24 protein-coding genes are annotated in these 21513 nt (G+C 69.9%); 11 read left to right on the top strand and 13 right to left on the bottom strand.

Going from position 1 to position 21513, the window contains the following annotated elements:
- Positions 1-172 precede the first annotated feature (172 nt).
- The 5 genes from ABIE44_RS12560 (at position 173) to ABIE44_RS12540 (ending at position 4112) form a co-directional block, all read left to right on the top strand.
- Positions 173-1027, top strand: coding sequence for a sigma-70 family RNA polymerase sigma factor (locus tag ABIE44_RS12560; RefSeq protein ID WP_209717273.1), 855 nt, complete (start codon positions 173-175; stop codon positions 1025-1027).
- 137 nt (positions 1028-1164) lie between these two features.
- Positions 1165-1947 carry a flagellin N-terminal helical domain-containing protein gene (locus ABIE44_RS12555; protein ID WP_209717276.1) on the top strand — a complete coding sequence of 261 codons (783 nt, stop codon included), beginning with the start codon at positions 1165-1167 and terminating at the stop codon, positions 1945-1947.
- Positions 1948-2047: 100 nt separating this feature from the next.
- Positions 2048-3382 carry a flagellar filament capping protein FliD gene (gene fliD, locus ABIE44_RS12550; protein ID WP_209717279.1) on the top strand — a complete coding sequence of 445 codons (1335 nt, stop codon included), beginning with the start codon at positions 2048-2050 and terminating at the stop codon, positions 3380-3382.
- A 23-nt stretch (positions 3383-3405) separates the two neighbouring features.
- Complete coding sequence (gene fliS, locus ABIE44_RS12545; protein WP_209717282.1) at positions 3406-3792, top strand: flagellar export chaperone FliS; 387 nt, start codon at positions 3406-3408, stop codon at positions 3790-3792.
- Complete coding sequence (locus ABIE44_RS12540; protein ID WP_209717285.1) at positions 3789-4112, top strand: hypothetical protein; 324 nt, start codon at positions 3789-3791, stop codon at positions 4110-4112. The genes fliS and ABIE44_RS12540 overlap by 4 nt, the downstream gene beginning before the upstream one ends.
- 114 nt (positions 4113-4226) lie before the next feature.
- Here the strand turns inward: ABIE44_RS12540 and ABIE44_RS12535 are convergent, their stop codons facing one another.
- On the bottom strand, positions 4227-4679 hold the full coding sequence (locus tag ABIE44_RS12535; protein ID WP_354438054.1) for a molybdenum cofactor biosynthesis protein MoaE: 453 nt from the start codon (positions 4677-4679) through the stop codon (positions 4227-4229).
- Between the two features lie 46 nt (positions 4680-4725).
- Between ABIE44_RS12535 and ABIE44_RS12530 the strand changes: the two genes are divergently transcribed.
- Together ABIE44_RS12530 and ABIE44_RS12525 are read left to right on the top strand one after the other, a co-directional pair.
- Complete coding sequence (locus ABIE44_RS12530; protein WP_209717292.1) at positions 4726-6084, top strand: zinc-dependent metalloprotease; 1359 nt, start codon at positions 4726-4728, stop codon at positions 6082-6084.
- Positions 6081-6629, top strand: coding sequence for an NUDIX hydrolase (locus ABIE44_RS12525; RefSeq protein ID WP_209717295.1), 549 nt, complete (start codon positions 6081-6083; stop codon positions 6627-6629). The genes ABIE44_RS12530 and ABIE44_RS12525 overlap by 4 nt, the downstream gene beginning before the upstream one ends.
- 4 nt (positions 6630-6633) lie before the next feature.
- Here the strand turns inward: ABIE44_RS12525 and ABIE44_RS12520 are convergent, their stop codons facing one another.
- The 3 genes from ABIE44_RS12520 to ABIE44_RS12510 form a co-directional block, all read right to left on the bottom strand.
- The gene (locus ABIE44_RS12520; RefSeq protein ID WP_209717298.1) at positions 6634-7149 is read right to left on the bottom strand and encodes a M48 metallopeptidase family protein; all 516 of its coding nucleotides are present in this window, start codon (positions 7147-7149) and stop codon (positions 6634-6636) included.
- Positions 7146-8228, bottom strand: coding sequence for a PHP domain-containing protein (locus tag ABIE44_RS12515; protein ID WP_209717300.1), 1083 nt, complete (start codon positions 8226-8228; stop codon positions 7146-7148). The genes ABIE44_RS12520 and ABIE44_RS12515 overlap by 4 nt, the downstream gene beginning before the upstream one ends.
- 326 nt (positions 8229-8554) lie before the next feature.
- On the bottom strand, positions 8555-9361 hold the full coding sequence (locus ABIE44_RS12510) for an enoyl-CoA hydratase/isomerase family protein (RefSeq protein WP_209717302.1): 807 nt from the start codon (positions 9359-9361) through the stop codon (positions 8555-8557).
- A gap of 238 nt (positions 9362-9599) precedes the next feature.
- Between ABIE44_RS12510 and ABIE44_RS12505 the strand changes: the two genes are divergently transcribed.
- From ABIE44_RS12505 to ABIE44_RS12495, 3 genes are all read left to right on the top strand, one after another.
- Complete coding sequence (locus ABIE44_RS12505) at positions 9600-9758, top strand: DUF5679 domain-containing protein (RefSeq protein WP_209717305.1); 159 nt, start codon at positions 9600-9602, stop codon at positions 9756-9758.
- 173 nt (positions 9759-9931) lie between these two features.
- Positions 9932-10840, top strand: a complete 909-nt coding sequence (locus tag ABIE44_RS12500) for a TOMM precursor leader peptide-binding protein (protein WP_209717308.1) — start codon at positions 9932-9934, stop codon at positions 10838-10840.
- Positions 10837-12165 carry an ABC1 kinase family protein gene (locus ABIE44_RS12495; RefSeq protein ID WP_209717311.1) on the top strand — a complete coding sequence of 443 codons (1329 nt, stop codon included), beginning with the start codon at positions 10837-10839 and terminating at the stop codon, positions 12163-12165. The genes ABIE44_RS12500 and ABIE44_RS12495 overlap by 4 nt, the downstream gene beginning before the upstream one ends.
- An 18-nt stretch (positions 12166-12183) precedes the next feature.
- Here the strand turns inward: ABIE44_RS12495 and ABIE44_RS12490 are convergent, their stop codons facing one another.
- The 5 genes from ABIE44_RS12490 to ABIE44_RS12470 form a co-directional block, all read right to left on the bottom strand.
- On the bottom strand, positions 12184-12585 hold the full coding sequence (locus tag ABIE44_RS12490; protein ID WP_209717314.1) for a hypothetical protein: 402 nt from the start codon (positions 12583-12585) through the stop codon (positions 12184-12186).
- 140 nt (positions 12586-12725) lie between these two features.
- Entirely contained in the window at positions 12726-12962 is a 237-nt protein-coding gene (locus tag ABIE44_RS12485; protein ID WP_354438053.1) for a putative WhiB-interacting protein, read from the bottom strand.
- Positions 12959-13234, bottom strand: a complete 276-nt coding sequence (locus ABIE44_RS12480) for a WhiB family transcriptional regulator (RefSeq protein ID WP_209717317.1) — start codon at positions 13232-13234, stop codon at positions 12959-12961. The genes ABIE44_RS12485 and ABIE44_RS12480 overlap by 4 nt, the downstream gene beginning before the upstream one ends.
- A gap of 136 nt (positions 13235-13370) precedes the next feature.
- A complete protein-coding gene (locus ABIE44_RS12475; protein WP_354438052.1) occupies positions 13371-13583 on the bottom strand; it encodes a hypothetical protein in 213 nt (70 codons plus the stop codon).
- A 115-nt stretch (positions 13584-13698) separates the two neighbouring features.
- A complete protein-coding gene (locus ABIE44_RS12470) occupies positions 13699-15777 on the bottom strand; it encodes an ATP-dependent DNA helicase UvrD2 (RefSeq protein ID WP_354438051.1) in 2079 nt (692 codons plus the stop codon).
- Between the two features lie 67 nt (positions 15778-15844).
- On the opposite strand from ABIE44_RS12470, the gene ABIE44_RS12465 reads away from it, so the two are divergent.
- A complete protein-coding gene (locus ABIE44_RS12465; protein WP_209717320.1) occupies positions 15845-16108 on the top strand; it encodes a mycoredoxin in 264 nt (87 codons plus the stop codon).
- A gap of 129 nt (positions 16109-16237) precedes the next feature.
- Here the strand turns inward: ABIE44_RS12465 and nudC are convergent, their stop codons facing one another.
- From nudC to ABIE44_RS12445, 4 genes are read right to left on the bottom strand one after another with little or no spacing between them, the layout of a single operon-like run.
- A complete protein-coding gene (nudC, locus tag ABIE44_RS12460; protein ID WP_209717323.1) occupies positions 16238-17152 on the bottom strand; it encodes an NAD(+) diphosphatase in 915 nt (304 codons plus the stop codon).
- Positions 17149-19056 (bottom strand): M3 family metallopeptidase, encoded by a 1908-nt coding sequence (locus ABIE44_RS12455; protein WP_209717326.1) that lies wholly within the window; start codon positions 19054-19056, stop codon positions 17149-17151. The genes nudC and ABIE44_RS12455 overlap by 4 nt, the downstream gene beginning before the upstream one ends.
- Positions 19057-19065: 9 nt before the next feature.
- Entirely contained in the window at positions 19066-19722 is a 657-nt protein-coding gene (locus ABIE44_RS12450; RefSeq protein WP_209717330.1) for a class F sortase, read from the bottom strand.
- The gene (locus ABIE44_RS12445; RefSeq protein WP_209717333.1) at positions 19719-21458 is read right to left on the bottom strand and encodes a hypothetical protein; all 1740 of its coding nucleotides are present in this window, start codon (positions 21456-21458) and stop codon (positions 19719-19721) included. Before ABIE44_RS12445 ends, ABIE44_RS12450 begins: the two co-directional genes overlap by 4 nt.
- Positions 21459-21513 lie beyond the last annotated feature (55 nt).

Raw genomic sequence — 21513 nt, 5'->3', positions numbered from 1 at the left:
GGAACGTCGTACGTGTGAGCGATTCAGGGAGACAATCGGGGACGCGGCGAGCGCACTGCTGGCCCCTTCGGGTCACGACACGCAGGGACTGAAGTCCCGACCTGGAGGGCCCTGCGGCCCAGATATCGCCATAAACCTATCAAATCGGACATTTACCCCCAATGGTGTTCCCATGAGGGAGAACGCCGAAACCACCGCAGCGGCCCAAGAGGCCCTGGATGCACTGATCACCAGCAGCATCCCCGTCGTCACCCACATCGTCCGCGAGACCATGGGCCGGGTCCCCAGCCACGTCAGCCGAGACGATCTCACCTCCGCCGGACTTGCCGCCCTGGTGCAGGCCAGCAAGTCCTTCGACGCCTCGCGCGGAGTGCCTTTCGCCCGGTACGCCGCGACCCGCGTCCGCGGTGCCGTGCTCGACGAGCTCCGCGGGATCGACTGGGCGTCACGCTCGGTACGCCGCCGCGCCCGCGACCTGGACGCCACCCGCTCCCAGCTCGCCGTGATCCTCGGCCGCTCGCCCAGCCAGCAGGAGGTCGCCGACGCCGTCGGCATGACCCGTGCCGAGATCGCCCAGAACGACGAGGACATCGCCCGGGCCCAGGTGCTCTCGCTCCAGGGTGCCCAGGACGCGTCGCTCGACGACGTGCTGCCCTCGGCCGGCCCGACGCCCGAGCAGCTGATCGAGCACCGCGAGCGGCTCGCCTACCTGGTCGAGGCCGTCGCCGAGCTGCCCGAGCGGCTGCGCATCGTCGTGTCCGACTACTTCCTCGAGGAGCGCCCGATGGCGGAGATCGCCGCCGAGCTCGGCGTCACCGAGTCCCGGGTCTCCCAGATGCGCGCCGAGGCCCTGGTGCTGCTGCGCGACGCGCTCAACCACGAGCTCGACCCCAGCCTGCTCCAGGCGCACGAGCGACCCAACGGCTCCGCCTCGCGTCGCCGCGAGGCCTACTTCGCGGCCGTCGCCAGCCGGCACGCCGCCTCGATCCGTCGTCCCTCGATGCGCGCCCTCGACGAGACCGCCTGAGCGGTCGTCGAGATCGTCGGGACGCTCGAGCAAAATCGCCGACGAAACTTCTCAACCCGTTCGCTGCCGGGCCGATGGACACGGCGTAGGCCACGGATGGCCGCAGCAATCGACTCACTATCCAGGAGGGAACCATCATGAGTCTCCGTATCAACCAGAACACCGACGCCTTCAACAGCTACCGCAACCTGTCGGTCACCCAGGGCCAGCTCTCGAAGTCCCTGGAGAAGCTGTCCAGCGGCTTCCGGATCAACCGGGCCGCCGACGACGCCGCCGGCCTCGCGATCTCCGAGGGCCTGCGCTCGCAGGTCGGAGGCCTCAAGGTCGCCGTCCGCAACGCCCAGGACGGCATCAGCGTCGCGCAGACCGCTGAAGGTGCGCTGACCGAGGTCCACTCCATGCTGCAGCGCATGAACGACCTCGCCGTGCAGTACAACAACGGCACGCAGAACACCGACTCGCAGGCAGCTCTGCAGGCGGAGTTCGACGCGCTGACGTCCGAGATCGACCGGATCCAGACCTCGACCCAGTTCAACGGTGTCGCCCTCTTCGGCGGGTCGGCCACCACGGACTTCCAGGTCGGCACCACCAACACCGACGTGCTCACCATCGACCTGTCGGGCGACGTGGACACCTCGGGCCTGGACATCACCGACAACACCACGGTCACCGACGCCATCACGGCGACGTCGACCCTGCGTGGTTCGCTCGGTGCGGTGCAGAACCGGTTCGAGCACGCCATCAACAACCTCAACGTGGCGGTCGAGAACCTGTCCGCCTCGGAGAGCCGGATCCGTGACACCGACATGGCCTCCGAGATGGTCAACTTCACCCGCGCGAACATCCTGAGCCAGGCCGGCACGGCCATGCTCGCGCAGGCGAACCAGGCGCCGCAGAGCGTCCTGCAGCTGCTCCGCTGATCCACGGCGGCGCAGGAACGACAGCAACCACGATCCGGGCGAGGGGCGACTCGCCCCTCGCCCGGATCTGTTGTTCCACCGAGACACGAGGAGATGAGCAATGGCATCGACAGCCAGCGTGAGCGGCCTGGCCAGCGGCCTGGACACGAGCACGATCATCTCCCAGCTGATGAAGGTCGAGGCGCAGACCCAGACCAACATCAAGGCGAAGCTCGCCGGCGAGCAGTCGAACGTGAAGTCCCTTCAGGACCTCAACACCGCGTTCGCCGCCCTCGCCACCAGCGCCGCCGACCTGGCCAAGGCCACCGCCTGGAACCCGGTCAAGGTCACCAGCTCGAGCACCCTGGTCACGGCCACCGCCGGCACCAGCGCGGTGCCCGGGCCGCTGAACCTCACGGTCGGTCACACCGCCCTGTCGCACCGGCTCACCTTCGCCGGCACCGCGGCGCTCACGGCTCCGGTCACCACCGGGTCGAACTCGGTGCGGATCGACCACCTCGACGGCACGACGCAGGACATCGACACCGGCGACGGCACCCTGGCCGGGTTGGTCCGGGGCATCAACGCGTCCGGGACCGGACTCAAGGCCAGCACCGTGCGGCTCGACGACGGCAGCTACCGACTGCAGGTCGTCTCCACCGCGACCGGCGAGGACGCCGACTTCACCCTCACCAACCTCGACGGCTCCGACCTGCTGGGCGGCGCGACGGTCCGGGCCGGCCGGGACGCCGAGATCACGATCGGCGCCGACACGGTGCACTCCGCCACGAACACCTTCACCGACGTGGCCAACGGCCTGAGCATCACGTTGGCCGCGACCGTGGCGGACGGCACCACTGTCGACCTCGACGTCACCCAGGACACCGCCGGGATGACCGCGAAGGTGAAGTCGATCGTCGACTCGATCAACGCAGCGCTGTCCAAGATCGACGCGCTGACCGGCTACAACGCCACCACGAAGACCTCCGGAGCCCTGGCCGGCGACGGCTCGGTCCGGGCGCTGCGCAACAGCCTCCTCAACGCGATCTACCCCGCCGACGGCAGCTCGATGGTCGGCGTCGGCATCCAGCTCGACCGCTACGGCAAGCTCGTCTTCGACGCCGACAAGTTCACCGCCGCGTACGCCGCCGATCCCAGCGCGGTGGCCGCCCGGTTCACCACCGGCAGCCCGACCACCGGGTTCGCGGCCCGGGTCCAGGCGGTGGCCAAGGGAGCCAGCGACTCGGTCGACGGCAGCATCACCACCTCGATCAGCGGACGCAACACCTCGATCAGGCGCATGCAGGACAGCATCGACGACTGGGACACCCGCCTCGCGCTGCGCCAGGACACGCTGACCAAGCAGTTCACCGCGATGGAGTCGGCTCTCCAGCAGATGAACGCGCAATCCAGCTGGCTCACCTCGCAGCTCGGCTCGCTCTCCAACTCATCGTAGAAACGCCAAGGAAGGCACTAACCATGATGATGAACGCCCGCGCGACGTACCTCGATGCGTCGATCGCGACCGCCAGCCCGGCGCGGCTGCTCGTGATGCTCTACGAGCGGCTCGTGCTCGACGTGCAGCGCGGACTCGACGCGCAGGAGCAGGGTCGGGTCGAGGAGACCCACCGCCAGCTGACCCACGCCCAAGACATCGTGATGGAGCTGCACAGCAGCCTGCGGACCGACGGCTTCAAGGGCGCCGGGGAGTTGGCCGCCCTCTACGGCTACCTGCACCAGCAGCTGGTGCTGGCCAACATGCGCAAGGACGTCGGGATCACCCGCGAGTGCCTGCGGATCGTCACCGACCTGTGCGACACCTGGCGGCAGGCCGCCCTCGAGTCGACGATGGCGAAGGGAGCGTGAGCACCGTGAAGGACGACCGGATCCGCGCCGTCTGGGAGACCGAGCTCGAGCGCCTCGAGCTCGAGGTGATCTCGGTCGAGCGGCTGATCCGCGGCCTCGAGGCCGCGCCGATCGAACCCTGGAACCCGCCGGCGGTGCTCGGGTCCCTGCCCGTCGACCTCGCCGCGCGTGCCCAGGACTTGCTGGCCCGGCAGCGCACTGCCTCCCAGGCGCTCACCGCTGCGCTGCAGAAAGCCCAGAAGCAGGTCTCTTACGCCGGCCGTGTCATCGACATCACCGGACGCATGCCCGAGCCGATCTACTTCGACGCCCAGGCATGATCAAGGACGCGTCAGCGGCCTAGATCGTCGGTGGTCGAGCAGCGAGCCGTGGCTGAGCCTGCGAAGCCACGGACCGAGCGTGTCGAGACCTGGTGACGTGCGCGCAGTGGCGAGCTAACAGCCGGTCGGGTCCACCCACTCGTCCGACCCGTCGGCGAACACCTGGTGCTTCCAGATCGGCACCCGCAGCTTGAGCCGGTCGATCAGCGCGCGGGACGCGGCGAACGCTTCGTTGCGGTGCGCTGCGGACGCTGCGGTCAGGACGGCGAGGTCGCCGACCTCCAGCACGCCCAGGCGGTGCACAGCCGCGAGGGCGATGACGTCGAACTCGGCGGCCACCTCGTCGGCGACCTCCCGGAGCCGCTCGAGCGCCGTCGGGTGGGCGGAGTACTCCAGCCGGGTCACCGCGCTGCCGTGGTCGTGGTCGCGCACCGCGCCCACGAAGAGGTCGATCCCGCCGGCCGTGCGGTCGCTGACCGCCGCGAGCACCTCGTCGACGTCGAGCGCGACGTCGCGAACGTCGAGCAGGCGCACGACGTTCCCGGTGCGGACGGATGCGGAGGTCACACGTGCAACTCTAGGGCGCCGGGGGTGTGCCCGGTAACTTGGAGGCATGAGCGACGACGCCGGGACGGGCAGCGGCGGCAACCCCGAAGAGCCCGACAACAGTGCGAACCCCTTCAAGGGCACGCCTTTCGAGGCCGTGTTCAACTCCTTCGGCGCGGGCGGTGGCGTCCCGAACCTGAACGGGATCGACCTGAACGCGCTGATGGGACAGATGCAGTCGTTGATGCAGCCGTACGACGGCCCGGTCAACTGGCAGCTCGCCACCGACATCGCCCGCCGTACCGCAGCCGCCGAGCCCGACCCGAGCCAGGACCACGCAGCCGGTACGCGGGTTGCCGACGCCCTCCGGCTCGCCGACCACTGGCTCGACGAGACCACCTCCCTCCCCTCGGGTATCACCACCACCGCGGCGTGGAGCCGGGCGGAGTGGATCGAGGAGACCACCAGTGTCTGGCGCGTGCTGGTCGAGCCCGTCGCGGAGCACATCGTCGGCGCCATGGGCAACGCGATCCCCGAGGAGGCACGGGCGATGGCCGGCCCGCTGATCGGCATCATCGGCAAGGCCGGCGGGGCGATGTTCGGCTCCCAGGTCGGCCAGGCCCTCGGCGGGCTGTCGGCCGACGTGCTGACCGCCTCCGACATCGGACTTCCGCTCGGACCGGCCGGCAAGGCAGCCCTCGTCCCGCACAACGTGGCCGAGTTCGCGAAGGGACTCGACGTCTCCGAGGACGACGTGCTGCTCTACCTGGCGCTGCGCGAGGCCGCCCACCAGCGCCTGTTCGCGCACGTCCCGTGGCTGCGCGCGCACCTCATCGCTGCGGTCGAGGACTTCGGCCGGGGTGTCACCATCGACATCAGCGGGATCGAGGAGTCGCTGTCGGGACTCGACCCCAGCAACCCGGAGGCGATCAACGAGGCGATCAGCTCCGGCCTCTTCGAGCCCAAGCAGCAGCCCTCGCAGACGGCGGCGCTCGCCCGCCTGGAGACGACTCTCGCGCTGGTGGAGGGCTGGGTCGACGAGGTCGTCGGTCTGGCGACCCACGAGCGGATGCCGTCGGCCGCCAAGCTCCAGGAGGCGATCCGCCGTCGCCGGGCCGCCGGCGGTCCCGCCGAGGAGACCTTCGCTGCCCTGGTCGGGCTCGAGCTGCGCCCGCGCCGGCTCCGGGACGCCTCCACCCTGTGGGGATCACTGCGCTCCCGGCAGGGCATCGATGCTCGCGACGCCGTCTGGGCGCACCCGGACCTGCTGCCCAGCGCCGAGGACCTTGACGACCCGCTCGGCTTCCGCGAGGACCTCGGCGAGGTCGAGTCGCTCAGCGATGCGGACTTCGACCAGGCGCTCGCCGACCTGCTCGACTCCGAGGACCCGAACGGCCCGAAGGACCCGGAGGGCCCGCAGGCGTGAGCACGCTGCACGCGGACGCCCTGGCCGCGTTGGAGAGCTGGACCGCGCCCGACGGTGAGCAGGAGCTCTGGCGCCTCGAGTACGTCGAGCACCTGCGGTCCCGGCCGGACGGACTCGCGAAGGCCTGCTTCCCCGACCACCTCACCGCCGGGGCGCTGGTGCTGAACCACGACGGCTCCCGGGTGCTGCTCAACCTGCACGGCAAGGCTCAGCGCTGGTTCGCCTTCGGGGGCCACCTCGAGCCCGAGGACAGCACGTTGGCCGGCGCCGCGCTCCGCGAGGCGACCGAGGAGTCCGGCATCGACGACCTGGTCCTCGACCCGGTCCCGGTGCACCTCTCGCTGCACACCGTGGACTTCTGCAATCCGCGCGGCCCGGTGCGGCACCTCGACGTCCGGTTCCTGGCTCGTCCGAGCACGACCGAGGAACCGGTCGTCAGCGACGAGTCGATCGACGTGCGCTGGTTCGACGTCGACGACCTCCCGACCGACGAGCAGGACATGCTCGACCTGATCCGGCTGGCCGGCGACCGGCTGCGCGGCTAGGCCTTCAGTCGCAGGTGTCGAGCTCCAGGTTCGCCGCCGAGGCGACACCCTCGAGGTAGCCCTTCGCCCGCTCCGCCTTCGGGAACTTGTCCACCCAGTGCCAGAACCGCTTGTTGTGACTCGGCTCGAGCAGGTGGGCCAGCTCGTGGACGAGCACGTAGTCGATGACCCAGACCGGCATCGACTGCAACCTGTCGGAGAGCCGGATGGTGCCCTCACCCGTCGTGCAGGACGCCCACCGCGTGGTCATGTTGTCGACCCAGCGGACCGAGGACGGTCGCGCCTGGTTGTTCAGGTACTCCTTGCTGAGCTCGGCGGCGCGCTTCATCAGCTGCGCCTCCGTCTGCCGGCCGCGTGCCGGGGAGCGCTCCAGCTTGCTCAGCATGGCGTCGACCCACTCGGTCTCCTCGGCGCGGGTGAAGCGCGCGGGAATCATCACGATCACCTTGCCGTCCTTACGGTAGGCGGAGACCGTCCTGGTGCGACGCGCGGAACGCCGAACCTCCACTTCCGGCTTCATGTCGAGACGGTATCGCCAGCCCAGGACAAAAGCCGGTCAACCGGCCACGTGTTGACGATCCGGTCCGGGTCCAGTCCGAGCTCCTCGGCCCGGGCGCAGCCGAAGATCTGGAAGTCGAGCTGGCCCGGAGCGTGCGCGTCGGAGTCGATCGAGAACAGGCACCCCATCTCGATGGCCTTCGTCAGCAGGTCCCGCGGCGGATCCCGGCGTTCGGGGCGTGCGTTGATCTCGACGGCGACGTCGTTCTCGATGCACGCCGCGAAGACGGCCTCGGCGTCGAACTCCGACTGACCGCGCGTGCCCCGGTTGCCGGTGACCAACCGTCCGGTGCAGTGACCGAGGACGTTGGTGAACGGGTTCTTGACCGCGGTGACCATCCGCCGGGTCATCGCGCGCGAGTCCATCGCGAGCTTGGAGTGCACGGAAGCCACCCGGAGATCGAGACGACCGAGCATCTCGTCGGTCTGGTCGAGCTCGCCGTCGTCCAGGATGTCCACCTCGATGCCCTTGAGCAGCCGGAAGCCGTCGCCACCGCCCGGGGAGAGGTGCTCGTTGATCGCCTCGACCACCTCCAGCTGACGGGTCAGCCGGGTCACCGACAACCCGTTGGCGATCCGGAGCCGCGGCGAGTGGTCGGTCAGGACCAAGTACTCGTGTCCGAGCTCGATCGCGGTGAACGCCATCTCCTCGATCGGCGACCCACCGTCGGACCAATCGCTGTGGCTGTGCAGGTCACCGCGCAGCGCTGCGCGGATCTCGGTGCCTCCGCTCACCAGCGGTCCACCCTCGTCGTTCTCCAATCTGGCCAGCCGCTCGGGCATGCGTCCGGAAGAGGCCGCGGCGATCACCTCGGCGGTCGAGGCCCCGATCCCGTCGAGCTCACGGAGCGTGCCTCGTTCGGCCCGGGTCCGGACCTCGTCGGGGTCCAGCGGCAGGATCGTGGCGGCAGCGGCGCGGAAGGCCTTGACCTTGTACGTCTCCGCGCGACTGCGCTCGAGCAGGAACGCTATCCGCCGCAGCGCGGCCACGGGCCCGTCGTCGTACGGGTCGTCTGCTCGGGTGCTGCCGGCCGGTGCCATGACCTCATTGTGGCCTCCGCGACCCACTACGGACCCGTTCTCGTCGGCCCGACCACCGCAGACCTGAGCGTTCTAGAACGTGATCCACAGCACACCGCGGTCTTTCCACACACCTTCCACAGGGTTATCCACAGGCGGTGGAGAAGGTGTCCGATTCCTGCATTGACCCGGCCCTGGCACTCCCCTAGCGTGACGCCGGAAGAGGCCCTCGATCAACGCCGGGCAGTGTTCGCAAGGGGAAGGCAAACACCACCGGCGCCTGACCGGGGGCCTCTCTGCGCGTGGTGGGCTCGGTGCCCACGTCCACATCTCGACACGCTCGGTGATCAGACGCCCTTGAAGTCCGGCTTCCGCTTCTCGCGGGCGGCGAGAACGCCTTCCTGCAGGTCCGCGGTGGCCAGGGTGATCGGCTGCGCCAACGCCTCCCACTGGATCGCGGACTCGAAGTTCTCGTGGCCGCCGTCGCGCAGGGCGATCTTGGTGTACCGACTGGCGATCGGGGCGGTGGCAGCGATGCCCTCGGCGATCTCCTGGACCTTGGTCGCGAAGTCGTCGGCCTCGAAGACGCCGTTGACCAGGCCCATCCGGAGCGCCTCGTCACCCTCCACGGCGCGACCGGTCAGCAACAGGTCCCGGGCGTGCACCGGCCCGACCACGTTCGGGAGCAGGTAGGTGCCACCCATGCCCGGGTTCATGCCGAGCTTGACGAACGGCACGCTCAGCTTCGCCCCGACTGCGGAGTACCGCAGGTCGCACGCCAGCGCCATGCACAGGCCGGCGCCGACGGCGGGGCCGTTCAGCGCGGCGATGGTCGGTACCTCGAGCTTCCGGATCGCCAACCAGGCGCGGTAGAACGCGATCATCCGGGTGCGCAGGTAGTCGACCTCGGCGTCCGGCTCCCCCGCGATCCACGCCGGGTTGCCGCCCGAGCAGAAGGCGCTGCCCTCGCCCGTCACCACGACCACCCGCACGCTGGCGTCCGCCGCGATCGCGTCGATCGCACGACCCCACGACTCGGTCATCGCGTCGGACATCGCGTTGCGCTGGGCGGGGTTGTCGAGCACCAGGCGGACGACGCCGGAGGACGGTCGCTCGAGGCGCAGGTCGGTGAGGGCCAGATCTTCAGAGGACATGGCCGGAGAGTACCGCCGCAACCGGTACCGGAACGCACTCCGCGAGCGAGGTCACACGTGCTCGAGTGGGGTCGAAATGTCCGGATTCCACGAGTCAGGACACGCTCCACCAGGCACACCCGGTACCACCATCGGCCGTATTCGTGGTCTAGGGTCGAATTGGTCCTCAACGGACCCCGGCGGGTCTTCCCCGGACTCCCGCCGCGACGACCAGAGCAACATGATCAAGGAGGCCGTCATGGCGGAGAGCTGGAGCGGCGAGTTCTACTGCGTGAAGTGCAAGGCCAAGCGTGAGGCCGAAGGCCACATCGAGGTCAACGAGAAGGGCACCAAGATGGCCAAGGCCACCTGCCCCGTGTGCAGCACCAAGCTGAACCGAATCCTCGGTCGCGCCTGAGGCACCACCTCAGCAGGACCCGGGAAGCAGAACACAGGCTTTTCAAGCAAGGCGGCGGGAGCCCCACCTCCGGGTGGGCCCCGCCGTCTGCTGTTCCCAGGTGTCCGCAGCGCCCTGCCCGGCTGTGGGCTCCCGCCTGTCGGTCGCGGTCGAGTTACCTACGCTCCGGCGGCATGACAGAGACCGTCACTCCAGGCAGACCCGTCCTCGCCCCTGGCCTGCACCCGTTGGAGGACCCGTCGGGTCAGGTGCAGTTCGGGCTCGAGCCCCCACACCGTCACCGGGTCCCCAACACCCCCGCCGTACGCCGGGTGCTCGAGATCCTCGGCCGGGGCGAGGCCCTCCCGGACGTTCCGGAGATCCGCACGGCCCGACGGCTGCTGGCACCGGTCCTGCGCGACGGCGACACCCTGGTGCGACCAGGGGTCGACCCGGCCGAGGTCGCCGCGGTGACGCTGCGCCATCCGCTCAGCGCTGCCGCCCGGCTGGCGGCCCGCCAGGACGCGCGCATCGAGGTCCGCGGATCACTGGGACCGGACGTCGCCGCGCTGGTCGCAGCGGTCGGGCTCGGGAGGACCGACGACAAGGCCGGCTCTGCTTCGGCCACCCCGCCGTCCGCAGTCCTGCTGCTGAGCCGCGGCGAGGCCGACCGTGACGAGCTGGACGTGCTCTCGGCCCGCGCGATCCCGCACCTGCTGGTCCGGGCGGTGGAGTCCGAGATCGTCGTCGGGCCGTTCGTCGTACCCGGCACGACCTCGTGCGTGAGGTGCCTGGACCTGCACCGCACCACTGCCGAACCGTCGTACGGATCCTTGCTCGGCGCCCGGCTCCGGGCGGACCGTCACGACGGGGTCGTCGAGCCTGTCGACGCCGCGCTCGCCTGGGTCGCGCTCGGTTGGGCGGTCACCGACCTCGTTCGGTACGCCGAGGGCGAGCGGCCGTCGACCTGGTCCGCCACGGTCCGGCTCGACGGTTCGCCGGGGCCGGTAGGCACCGAGCACCAGCGTCCGCACCCCGACTGCAGCTGCACCTGGACGGCGATGAGCGGCGGTTGGGACGGATCAGTGACAATGGAGGTATGACGGAGCTCCCGAGGAAGGCCGTACGCCGCACCGCGAAGCTCGCAGCGCTGCCCCTCGGGTACGCCGGACGCAGCGCGATCGGGCTAGGCAAGAGGCTGGGCGGGAAGCCCGCTGACACCGTGATGACCGAGCTCCAGCAGCGCACCGCCGAACAGCTGTTCAAGACCCTGGGCGAGCTCAAGGGTGGAGCGATGAAGTTCGGTCAGGCGATGTCGATCTTCGAGGCAGCGCTTCCCGAGGACGTCTCGGCGCCCTACCGCGAGCAGCTCACCAAGCTCCAGGACTCCGCGCCCCCGATGCCCACGATCACCGTCCGCAAGATCCTTGCCGAGGAGCTCGGCGCGGACTTCGAACGGCTCACCCACCTCGACGGCGATCCGGCTGCGGCCGCGTCGATCGGCCAGGTGCACCGCGCCCGCTGGGACGGCCGCGACGTCGCGGTCAAGGTCCAGTACCCCGGCGCCGGCGACGCGCTGCGCAGCGACCTGCGCCAGCTCGCGCGGGTGGCCCGGACGCTGGGGCCGGTCTTCCCGGGCATCGACGTGAAACCGCTGATCGCCGAGCTCCAGGAGCGTGCCGAGGAGGAGCTCGACTACCGCCTCGAGGCGGAGTCGCAGCGGATCTTCGCCGCCGCGTACGCCGACGACCCGGACATCGCGGTGCCGGAGGTGCTGGCCGGGACCGAGCGGGTGCTGGTGACCTCCTGGTTGGAGAGCACTGCCTCGCTGGCCTCGGTCATCCGAGACGGCTCCGAGGCCGAGCGGAACCACTACGGCGAGCGGTTCGCGCGCTTCCTGTTCGGCGCCCCCGCCCGTACGGGTCTGCTGCACGCGGACCCGCACCCCGGCAACTTCCGGCTGATCCCGGAGCCGGACGGCTCTCCCGGCAAGCTCGGCGTGCTGGACTACGGCGCCGTCGCGCGGCTGCCCGAGCGGGAGCTGCCCCGCAGCCTGGGAACGATCCTCGGGATCGCGTGCAACGACGACTACGACGCCCTCGTCGACGCGTTGCGTGACGAGGGGTTCATCCGCGACAAGATCCAGGTGGACCCGGACAAGCTCCGGTCCTACCTGGCACCCCTGATCGAGCCTGGCCGTGTCGAGGAGTTCACCTTCTCCCGCGCCTGGATCCAGGAGCAGTTCGCCCGCATCAACGACCCGCGCAGCGACGCGTACTCGGTGATGCTGCGGCTCAACCTGCCGCCGGCGTACCTGCTCATCCACCGCACCTGGGTCGGCGCCGGCGGTGTGCTGAGCCAGCTCGGCGCCACCGTGCGCCTGCGTCAGATCCTCACCGAGACGCTGCCGGGGTTCGCCGAGGCCTGAGGGCCGGCCGACCTGAGGTCAGTGCGGGCCAGCGTGCAGGATCGGCGACCCGACCGCGACGCACGCTGAGTCGACGCGCTGCACCGCGGGGTGGATGCCGTCCCGGGCTGCGTAGAAGTCCGGGCCCACGCCCGCTTCCTCGAGCGCCTCGGCCGCGTCCACCAGGGGCGTGAGCGTCTGTCGCGCCTCTGCGGTGCCGGCGGACGAGAGGCGTTCCAGCGCCTCGACGAACGCGTGCTGGGAGGCGGGGCTGGAGGCGACCAGTCCGTCGACGGCGGTGTGCACCTCCGGGCATAGCACCCGCAGTGCGACGGTCCCGGCGGAGGACGGACCCGCAGACCCGTCGGCGGCGTCCCCCTGGGTCGAGCCGGAACACCCGGCGACCACGCTCAGGGCCGCGGCGATCAGGACGAGGCGCATGGCAGCAACCTAGGCCACATCGGAGGACGGCGAGCCGGGCATGACAAAGCCGGGCATGACAAAGCCGGGTTGCCGACGGAACTGTCCGTCGGCAACCCGGCCTGGTTTGTTTCCCGCGATCGACGAGAAGTCAGTGGTGCTCAGATCACGCGGGCGAGAGCCAGACGCGCCTGGGCAGCGGCGCGCTCGGCTTTGCGAGACAGGCGCCGGGCTGCGGCGAGGTTGTACCCCAACCGCTCCTTCTGCGCCTGCTCCAGGCGCGACCGCATATGCGCTCGCGCGAGTTCTTCTGACATGAGGTTCATGGTCGTGCTCCATTCAAAGATCTGGTTCAAGGTCTGTAGTTCCTGTGTTGCGGTGCTGCGTCGGCCGGTCATGCTGCGACCGGGTTCTTGCGCGGACGGCCACGGGGGCGCTTGCGGGGGATGACCACTCCGGACAGGAACAGCTCACCGCCCCACACACCCCAGGGCTCGCGCCGCTCGAGTGCGCCTGCAAGGCACTCGACGCGAACCGGACAGGCCTGGCACAAGCTCTTGGCCAGCTCCACATCACTGGGCGACTCGGCGAAGAAAAGCTCCGCCTTGTTCACCCGACACGGCAACAGTTCTTCGTCGACACCCGTCTGGTCGAGAACGCTGATGCTCATGTTTCACCTCTTTCTTCTCTACTTCGATCGCTGAAACTTCGTGGTGGTGCGGTTCAACTTCGTGGGGAAACACAAAGGCCGCGGATCCCTTGTCTGGGATTCCGCGGCCTTGGAGGTGCCGGTCGATGAGCTGGGCTCATGTGACAGGTGGACTCCAAGGCTGGCGGTCCCAGAGGATTGCCTTCGCGGCATCGGCGTGACGCTTGTTCGCGGACGTGCCAGCGGCGCGGTCCATGAACTGCGGGCGGGTCGTCTGCGGGCGCACGTCACCCATGCCAAAGCCGTAGACGGGCACGACGGAAGTCGACCGCGTCACGGTCGTGGAAAGCCAGGACAGATTTACGTTCATGGGTCGTGCACCTCCTTCGGAGCTTCGGGCGCCAGCGTTGTCAGAGCTGTGTGTGCGCAATCTTGTGGGCAGGGACAAGGTACGCCCGCGTTCTCTGAGGGCGCAAATCATTTATTCAAGAATCTTTTCCGGCGAGCACGGCAAGAAGCTCCGGGCCGTATTTCTCGACCTTCGACGGGCCGATTCCCTTGATTCCGGTGAGTGATCCCAGGCTGCTCGGACGCACCTCGGCGAGCGCCTCGAGCACGGCGTCCGAGAACACCACGTACGCCGGCACCTCGTCGGCCTCGCTGCGCTCCTTGCGCCAGGCGCGCAACGACTCGAACAGCTCCTCGTCGTACGGGATCGGGCAGGTGCTGCAGAAGCCGCGGTTGCGCTCCCTCGAGGTGCCCAGCGGCTGCTGGCAGACCTTGCAGGTCGCGGCCTTGCGGCGCTTCGAGCCCTTCTCGGTGCGAGCACCCGCCGGGGTGTCGAGGATCGAGGCCGGACGCAGGCCGGTGAGGAACCGGGACGGCTTGCGCCGCGCCTGCCCGCCGGGGTTGCGCGCCAGCGACCAGGACAGCATCAGGTGCTGACGCGCCCGGGTGATGCCGACGTACAGGAGCCGGCGCTCCTCCTCGACCTCCTCCGGCTTGGTCGCGTAGACGATCGGCATCGATCCCTCCTGGAGCCCTGCGAGGAAGACCGCGTCCCACTCCAGGCCCTTGGCGGTGTGCAGGGTGGCCAGGGTGACCCCGTCGGCGACCGGCTCGTGCTGCTCGTTCGCCCTCCGGTCGAGCTCGGCGACGAAACCCTCCAGCGTGGGTGCGAGCTCGACCGTCGCGTACTCCTCGGCCTGGGAGACCACGGCGGTCAGCGACTCCCACCGGTCCCGCGCCTGACCGCGCGCGGCCGGCGCCTCGGTGGACCACCCCATACCCGCCAGCACCGCCGAGACGTGCTCGACGAGCTCGTCCCGGGGGGCCTCGCCGGCTCGTGCACTCGCCCGCAGCAGCGCGAGGGCCTGCCGGACCTCGGGACGTTCGAAGAAGCGAGCGGCACCGCGCACCAGGTAGGGGATCTTCCGCGAGGTCAGGGCCTCCTCGAAGTTCTCCGACTGCGCGTTGATCCGGAACAGGACCGCCATCTCGCGCAGGGGCACACCCGAGGCCTGCAACCGAGCGATCTCGTCGGCCACCGCGTCCGCCTCGGCGACCTCGTCGGGGGCCTCGCGCCAGGTGAGCTCGGCGCCCGACGGCTGCTGCGCGCGGAGCTGGACCGAGCTTGTCCGGGTGCCGGAGAGCAACGAGTTCGCGGCCGCGATGACCTGCGGCGTCGAGCGGTAGTTGCGAACCAGCTCGATGTTGGTGGTGCCGGGGTACTTCTTGGCGAAATCGGTCAGGTAGGAAGCTCGCGCACCGGCGAAGGAGTAGATCGTCTGCGCCGGGTCACCGACCACGCACAGCTCGTTGCGCCCACCCAGCCAGAGGTCCAGCAGCGCCGCCTGGATCGGGCTGACGTCCTGGAACTCGTCGACGACGAACCACTTGTACTGCGCTCGGACCGAGGCGGCCACCCGCTCGTCCTCGCTGAGCAGCGCCGCGCCGATGAGCAGGACGTCCTCCATGTCCATCCGCCCCTGCTCGCGCTTGAGGTCCTCGTAGGTGGAGAAGACGTGCCCGACCGTGGCGGGGTCGAGGTCGCTGACGGCGCGGTTGAAGCGGGGGGCGATCTCGGCGTACTCGGCGGGACGGACGTTGGTGACCTTCGACCACTCGATCTCGCTGGCGAGGTCGCGCAACCGGGCCTGGTCGACCTGCAGGCCGTTGCGGCGGGCTGCTGCGGCGACGACCGGGATCTTCGACGCGGTGAGCTCGGGTGGCTCGCCGCCGTAGACCTTGGGCCAGAAGTAGCGCACCTGGCGCAACGCCGCGGAGTGGAACGTGCGGGCCTGCACCCCGGGAGCGCCGAGTGCGCGCAGCCGGGTGCGCATCTCCCCGGCCGCGCGGGTGGTGAAGGTGACGGCCAGCACCTCTGCCGGGTTGTAGACACCGCTGGCCACGCCGTAGGCGATCCGGTGGGTGATGGCCCTGGTCTTGCCCGTGCCCGCACCGGCGAGCACGCGGACCGGGCCGCGGAGGGCCTCGGCCACCTGGCGCTGCTCAGGGTCCAGAGCGTCGAGAAGGCGCTCGCTGAGCAGTCGATCGGCAGTCACGGGAAGGTTTCACCTCGGGTCCTGGTTGGATGAGGTGAAGCCTAGTTGCGAGAACGGACAAGCCGACATGTCAGACCAGAACGCCAGCACGTTCACGATGTACTCCACCCCGTGGTGCGGGTACTGCCACCGTCTCAAGAGCCAGCTGAACCGTGAGGGCATCGAGTTCATCACTGTGGACATCGAGCAGGATCCGTCGGCTGCGGACCTGGTGATGCAGGTGAACAACGGCAACCAGACGGTGCCGACGCTCATCTACTCCGACGGCACCGCGCAGACCAACCCGTCGGTCGCGCAGGTAAAGGCGAAGCTCGCTTCCTTGGCTGGCTGAGCGCACCCACAAGCGGCACCTCGCCGCGTTGTCGTCGGTCGACGTCCGCTCCGCTGCGCTGCGCTGAAGGACGCCTTCCCTCCACCGCCTTGCGATGCACCACTTCTGGGCACGCTCACAGAGTCTCCATCACCACTGACCCGGCAGCGTCCCGCCGTACCAGTGCTCGATCAGCGACCGGGAGATCGAGATGCCCCCGGGCAGGACGAGCGTCCCGGCCTCGGCCTCGGTCCTCATCTGCTCGCGGGTGAACCAGCGCGCGTCCTCGATCTCCTCGCCGTCCACGGAGATGTCGGTCGACGTCGCGTGCGCCAGGCAGCCGATCATCAGGCTGCGCGGGAGCGGCCACGGCTGCGAGCCGAAGTAGGTCACCGCACCGACCTCGATGCCCGACTCCTCGAGCACCTCGCGGCGTACGGCCTGCTCGATGGACTCGCCGGGCTCCACGAAACCGGCCAGGGTCGAGTAGCGGCCCGCCGGCCACGACGGGTGCCGGCCCAGCAGGCAGCGGTCGTCCGGGGCCTCGCCGTCGGTGACCACCATGATCACGGCCGGGTCGGTGCGCGGGAACTCCTCGCGCCCGCAGTCGGTGCAGCGCAGGACGTGCCCGAGCTGCATCACCTCGTAGGTGCCGCCGCAGCGGATGCAGTGCCGGGTGGCCCAGATCCACTCGGCGATCCCGATCGCGTGCACCAGCAGCGCGGCTTGGTCGTCCGGATCATCGGCGAGTGCCGGGACCAGCCCGCGCAACGGCATCCACCCGGCATCCGCCGCGGAACCGTCGATGATCACGGCGAACGAGACGACACCGTCGCGCTCCCCCAGAAGCAGCCGGGTCCCCTCGGGCGCCTCGGCCGGAGACAACCAGGAGAGGGCGCCGTCGACCAGCTGCACCCGGGTGCCGGCGATCACGAGCACGCGCGTGGCCGGATCGGCCCACACCTCGGCGAGCCAGTCCTCGTCGGTACGCCGATGACCGATCCGGTCGTGCGGTCGGTTCGAGAGGGCGATCGGAGCGGTCGGCGGGGTGGACGGGGTGGTCATCGGTCCAGCCAAGCAGTGAAGGCGTCGGTGTTGTACGGGCGCCCCAGGAACTCAGCGACCAGGACTGCCGCGTCGTGCGATCCACCGGCCGCGAGGACGACGTCGCGGTACCGGGTGGCCTGTCCCGGGTCGAAGAGGTCGTCGGGGTCGAACGCGCTGAACATGTCCTTCGCGATCACCAGGGACCAGAAGTAGGTGTAGTAGGCGGACGTGTACCCGTCGAGGTGGCCGAACCCCGCGTGGAAGTGGGTGCCCTCCAGCGGCTCGATCAGGCTGTACTGCGGGTAGAGCTCGAACAACCGAGCCGTCAGGTCCTCGGGCACCTCGAGGTGAAAGCGGTAGGACACCGCGGCGTAGAACATCTGGGTCCGCGCCAGCAGTCCCTTGCAGAACTCGTCGGCCGCGCGCATCCGGTCCACCAGGTCGGCGGGGATCGGCGTACCGGCCTCGTCGGTGGCGAACACCTGCAGCACGCCGGCGTCCCAGGCCCACTCCTCGAGCATCTGCGACGGTGCCTCGACGAAGTCCCACTCGGTGGCGACCCCGGAGAACCGGACCCACTCGTGCCGGCCCGCGAGCACGTGGTGCATCAGGTGGCCGAACTCGTGGAACAGCGTGACGACCTCGTCGTGGTCCATCAGGCCTCGGGTGAAGTTGCAGACCAGGACGCCCTCCGCCAGCTGGCGCTCGCGGACGCCGGGCACCAGGTCGAACTGCGCGGCGTGGTTGTACTTCCGCTCCCGCGGGTGCAGGTCGAGGTGGATCCGGCCGAGCAGCTCGCCGTCGAGACGAACGTCGAAGGAGGTGACGTCCTCGTGCCAGGTGGGAGCGTCGACGGGCACGTACTCGAGTCCGAACAGCCGGGCGGTGACGTCGAGCAGGCCCTGCCGGACCCGGGAGAACTCGAAGTAGCGCCGTACCTCCTGGGCGTCGACGCCGTACTGGTCGCGCTTGACCGCCTCGAAGCAGTAGCGCCAGTTCGAGGCGTCGATGGTGGTGATGCCGTCCTGAGCACCTCGCGCCAGCAGTACCTGGAGGTCGCGCTCGCCCGCAGCCAGGGAGTCCTCGGCGATCTTGTCGATGAACTCGGCGATCGCGTCGCCGCGCCTGATCATCTTCACCTCGGCGTCGAAGTCCGGCCAGTCGGAGTACCCGAGCAGGCGGGCCTTCTCCTGACGCAGTCGCAGCAGATCGGTCAGCACGGCGTCGTTCTCCGGCCAGCCGAGGTTGAGGAACTCCGTGGCAACGGCGCGGCGCGCGTCGGCGTCCCGGCTGTAGGTCAGGAACGGATGGACGTCGGGGTACTCAGTCGTGATCGCCACGTTGCCGTCGCCATCGGCCGGGTGGTCCGCGACGAAGTCGGCGGGCAGGCCCTCGAGCGCGGAGGCCGGCACCGTCGCCGTGCGACGACCGTCGCGGATGTTCCTGGAGAAGGCCTGGCTCAGCGCGGTCTCACGCTCGTTGAGCTCGCGGACCGCGACCCGGATCTCCTCGTCGCGGTCGACGCCGGCGCGGCGGAAGGAACGCAGGGCGTCGGTCAGCACCCGCAGAGCACCGTCGTCGAGCGGGTCCTGCCGCACCGAGGACAGCTGGGCGAAGACGTCGGCATCGAGCAGCAGGTCGCTGGAGAAGCGGCGGACCTCGACCTCGATCTCCTCGGCCAGCTCGACGACGACGGCGTCGGGATGCACCGAGGACAGCAGGCTCGTCACCGCCGAGGCGTTCGCGACCGAGATCGATGCGTCGTTCCACAGCTGCAGGATCGCGGTGCTGCCGGAGGGAGCCTCCTTGAGGGCCGCGACGTGGTCGGCAGCCGTGCGCAGCGACCCGCGCCCACGCTCGGTGAGCCAGTCGGCCCAGTCCTCGGAACGCGTGGGCAGGGACAGCAGCTCCAGCGACGTCATGGAGCGAGGCTAGCCGGGGACCGCCCGGGCAGTGACCACGAGGTTGGCGGTGTAGTGGAAGCCGCCGCCCGCCGTGCTCACCCGGCGGGCACAGGTGACCAGGTGCAGGACATGTCGACCGTCGACCCTGAACAGCTCGGCCGGCACCCCCGTGGCCCGCGGGTAGGTGTGCAGGTCGACGACCTCGAACCTGTACCTCCGACCCCCCGGTGGCGCCCACGTGATGACCGCTCCGCGACGCACCTCGTTCAACCGGGAGAGCGCGCCGGGGACGTCCCGCTCGTCCGAGACGTGACCGGAGAGCACGCTCGCTCCCGAACTGTCGTCCACCTGAGCCGTCGACTGCAGCCAGCCCACGCGCCCCGGGTCGTCCGGGACGGCCATCGCCGAGCCGTCCAGTCCGACGGCGTCGACCGGTGCACGGATGCCCAGGCTCTTGATACGCAGGACCCCTCCCGCCCCGGGGTCGACCAGGTCCGGTTCGGCTCGGTAGCTGCGGTCCAGGTGCCTCGGGCTCGGGCGCAGGGTCGGCTGGACCGCGACGGGTTCCGGCGCCATCACGACCTTGTCCGGCGTCGTGGCCGGCGCCGGGGCGTGCGCCGGACCGGCGCCGGCACCGCAGGCCGTGGTCGTGGCCATCACCAGCAGGACGACCGCGCGGATCACCACCGGGCACCGCGCCCGACCACCGGACCGGACGGGATCTCCGGGACCAGCGGGATGACCGGCCGGGTCACCAGCAGCGTCTCGGCCGGTAGTCCCGGAGGTGAGGCGACGGCCTGGTTCGTCGACGTCGCCGGGATCTTCTCGGCGTACGTGACGCAGCCGGGCTCGTGGAGCACCGTGCTCGGCGTTCGGTAGGTTCCGTCGCCGGTGGCGGCAAACGTGCCGCTGGCGATGGTCGGGGCACCGCCCCAGTCGAGGTCCCTGCACGAGCTGCCGCGCGGAGCGAGCGGCCCGAGCAGGGACCAACGCACCGTCGCCCGACCCTGCCCGAGCCCCGTCACCACCACCGTGTCGTGGACCTCCGCTCCGACTTCGGCGCGCTGGACGGAGGCGCGGGTGCGCAGCGTCGGCTGGACCCGGGGCAGGACGCGAGCCGTGACCAGGGTCGTCTCCTCCGCAACACCGCACGGCGTGGTGACAGCATTCGTACGGGTGTCGCCCGGGAACGACTCCGTCCAGACGTAGTAGCCGGGCTCGGTGACCTTGACCGCCGGCGTGGTGAAGGTCCCGTTCCGGTCGACCACGAACGAGACCGTTCCGGCGAGCACCTGCTGGGTGCACGACGTCGCCGACGGCCGCTGGGCGAACGGGCCGTAGAGGTGCGCCGCCACGGTCTGCCGGTACCCGGCCGGCAGCTGGGCCACGGTGACGAGATCAGTGAGCGCGGACCCAGGGACCGCCGTCGCCGAAGAGGCCCGGGTCACCACCTCCGGCGTGCCCTTCACGATCGCCGCAGTCACCCGTGCCTCGGCCGTCACGACGCTACGCTCCGCGATCCAGCCGCGCTGCACCCCGCGGTTGGCAGCCGTGCTGCCACCGTGCGAGTGCCACCCCCCGACCCGGTAGATACGACCGTTCGCCGCCGGACCGCTCGCGGCCGCTCGCAGGGTGGACGCGCCCACGGCCCGAGGAGTGAGCACGACGGCCACCGGGGTGGCGCGGCTGGTCACCGGTGCCGGGCACGAGACCGGTCCGGTACAGCTGAAGCGGACCACGACGCCCGGCACGAGGTACCCCGCGGCGGAGCGCACGGAGAGGCTGTAGGCGCGGGACGTCCCGAGCTCGAGGCTGCCGGACTGACGTGTGGTCAGCTGCAGCCGGTACCCACCGTAGTAGCGCGATGCCTCGGACCACATGCGCCGGGCGGTCGTCATGATCGGGCCCTTCAGCCCGCCGATGGGTTCCTTGACCGTCTCGCCGACATCGAGCCCGCGCGGGTACACCACCGTCCCGTCGGGCCGGATGCCGTCGGACATCAGCTCGCGGATGATCAGCGCGATGGCCGCGTCCTTGGTGCCGCTGCCGGTGGAACCCTTCGGCGCCCAGGTCGAGACGATGTAGTTCAGCGCGGCGATCTCACGCGCGCCGACCTTGCGGCCCAGCTGGTTGACCATCCCCTGGGTCGTCCTGATGCTCGGCTTGCCCGAGATCCGGGAGTCGTAGAGGTAGTCCACGCAGAAGAAGACCCGCCCGTTGCTGGCCCGGTAGCTGCCGATCCAGGTGTACGCCGTCCGTCCCTTAGCCGTGTAGCGCAGGCAGGCGCCCTTGACCAGGTTTGGGTCGTAGCGCCGACAGGTGCTGTCTCCGACGACAGTGGCCGCGCCCGCTGACGGAAGCGGCACCTTCGGTACGACGCCCAGCAGCAGTGCACCGACCAGGACGGTCAAGACGAACAAGGATCTTCCGACGGCGACCACAGAGGCCCTCCCCAACGCTCAAGAAATGGAGTGT

The organism is Marmoricola sp. OAE513 (genome assembly GCF_040546585.1).
Classification (GTDB): Bacteria; Actinomycetota; Actinomycetes; order Propionibacteriales; family Nocardioidaceae; genus Marmoricola.
This window is presented reverse-complemented; position numbering and strand designations above follow the sequence as displayed.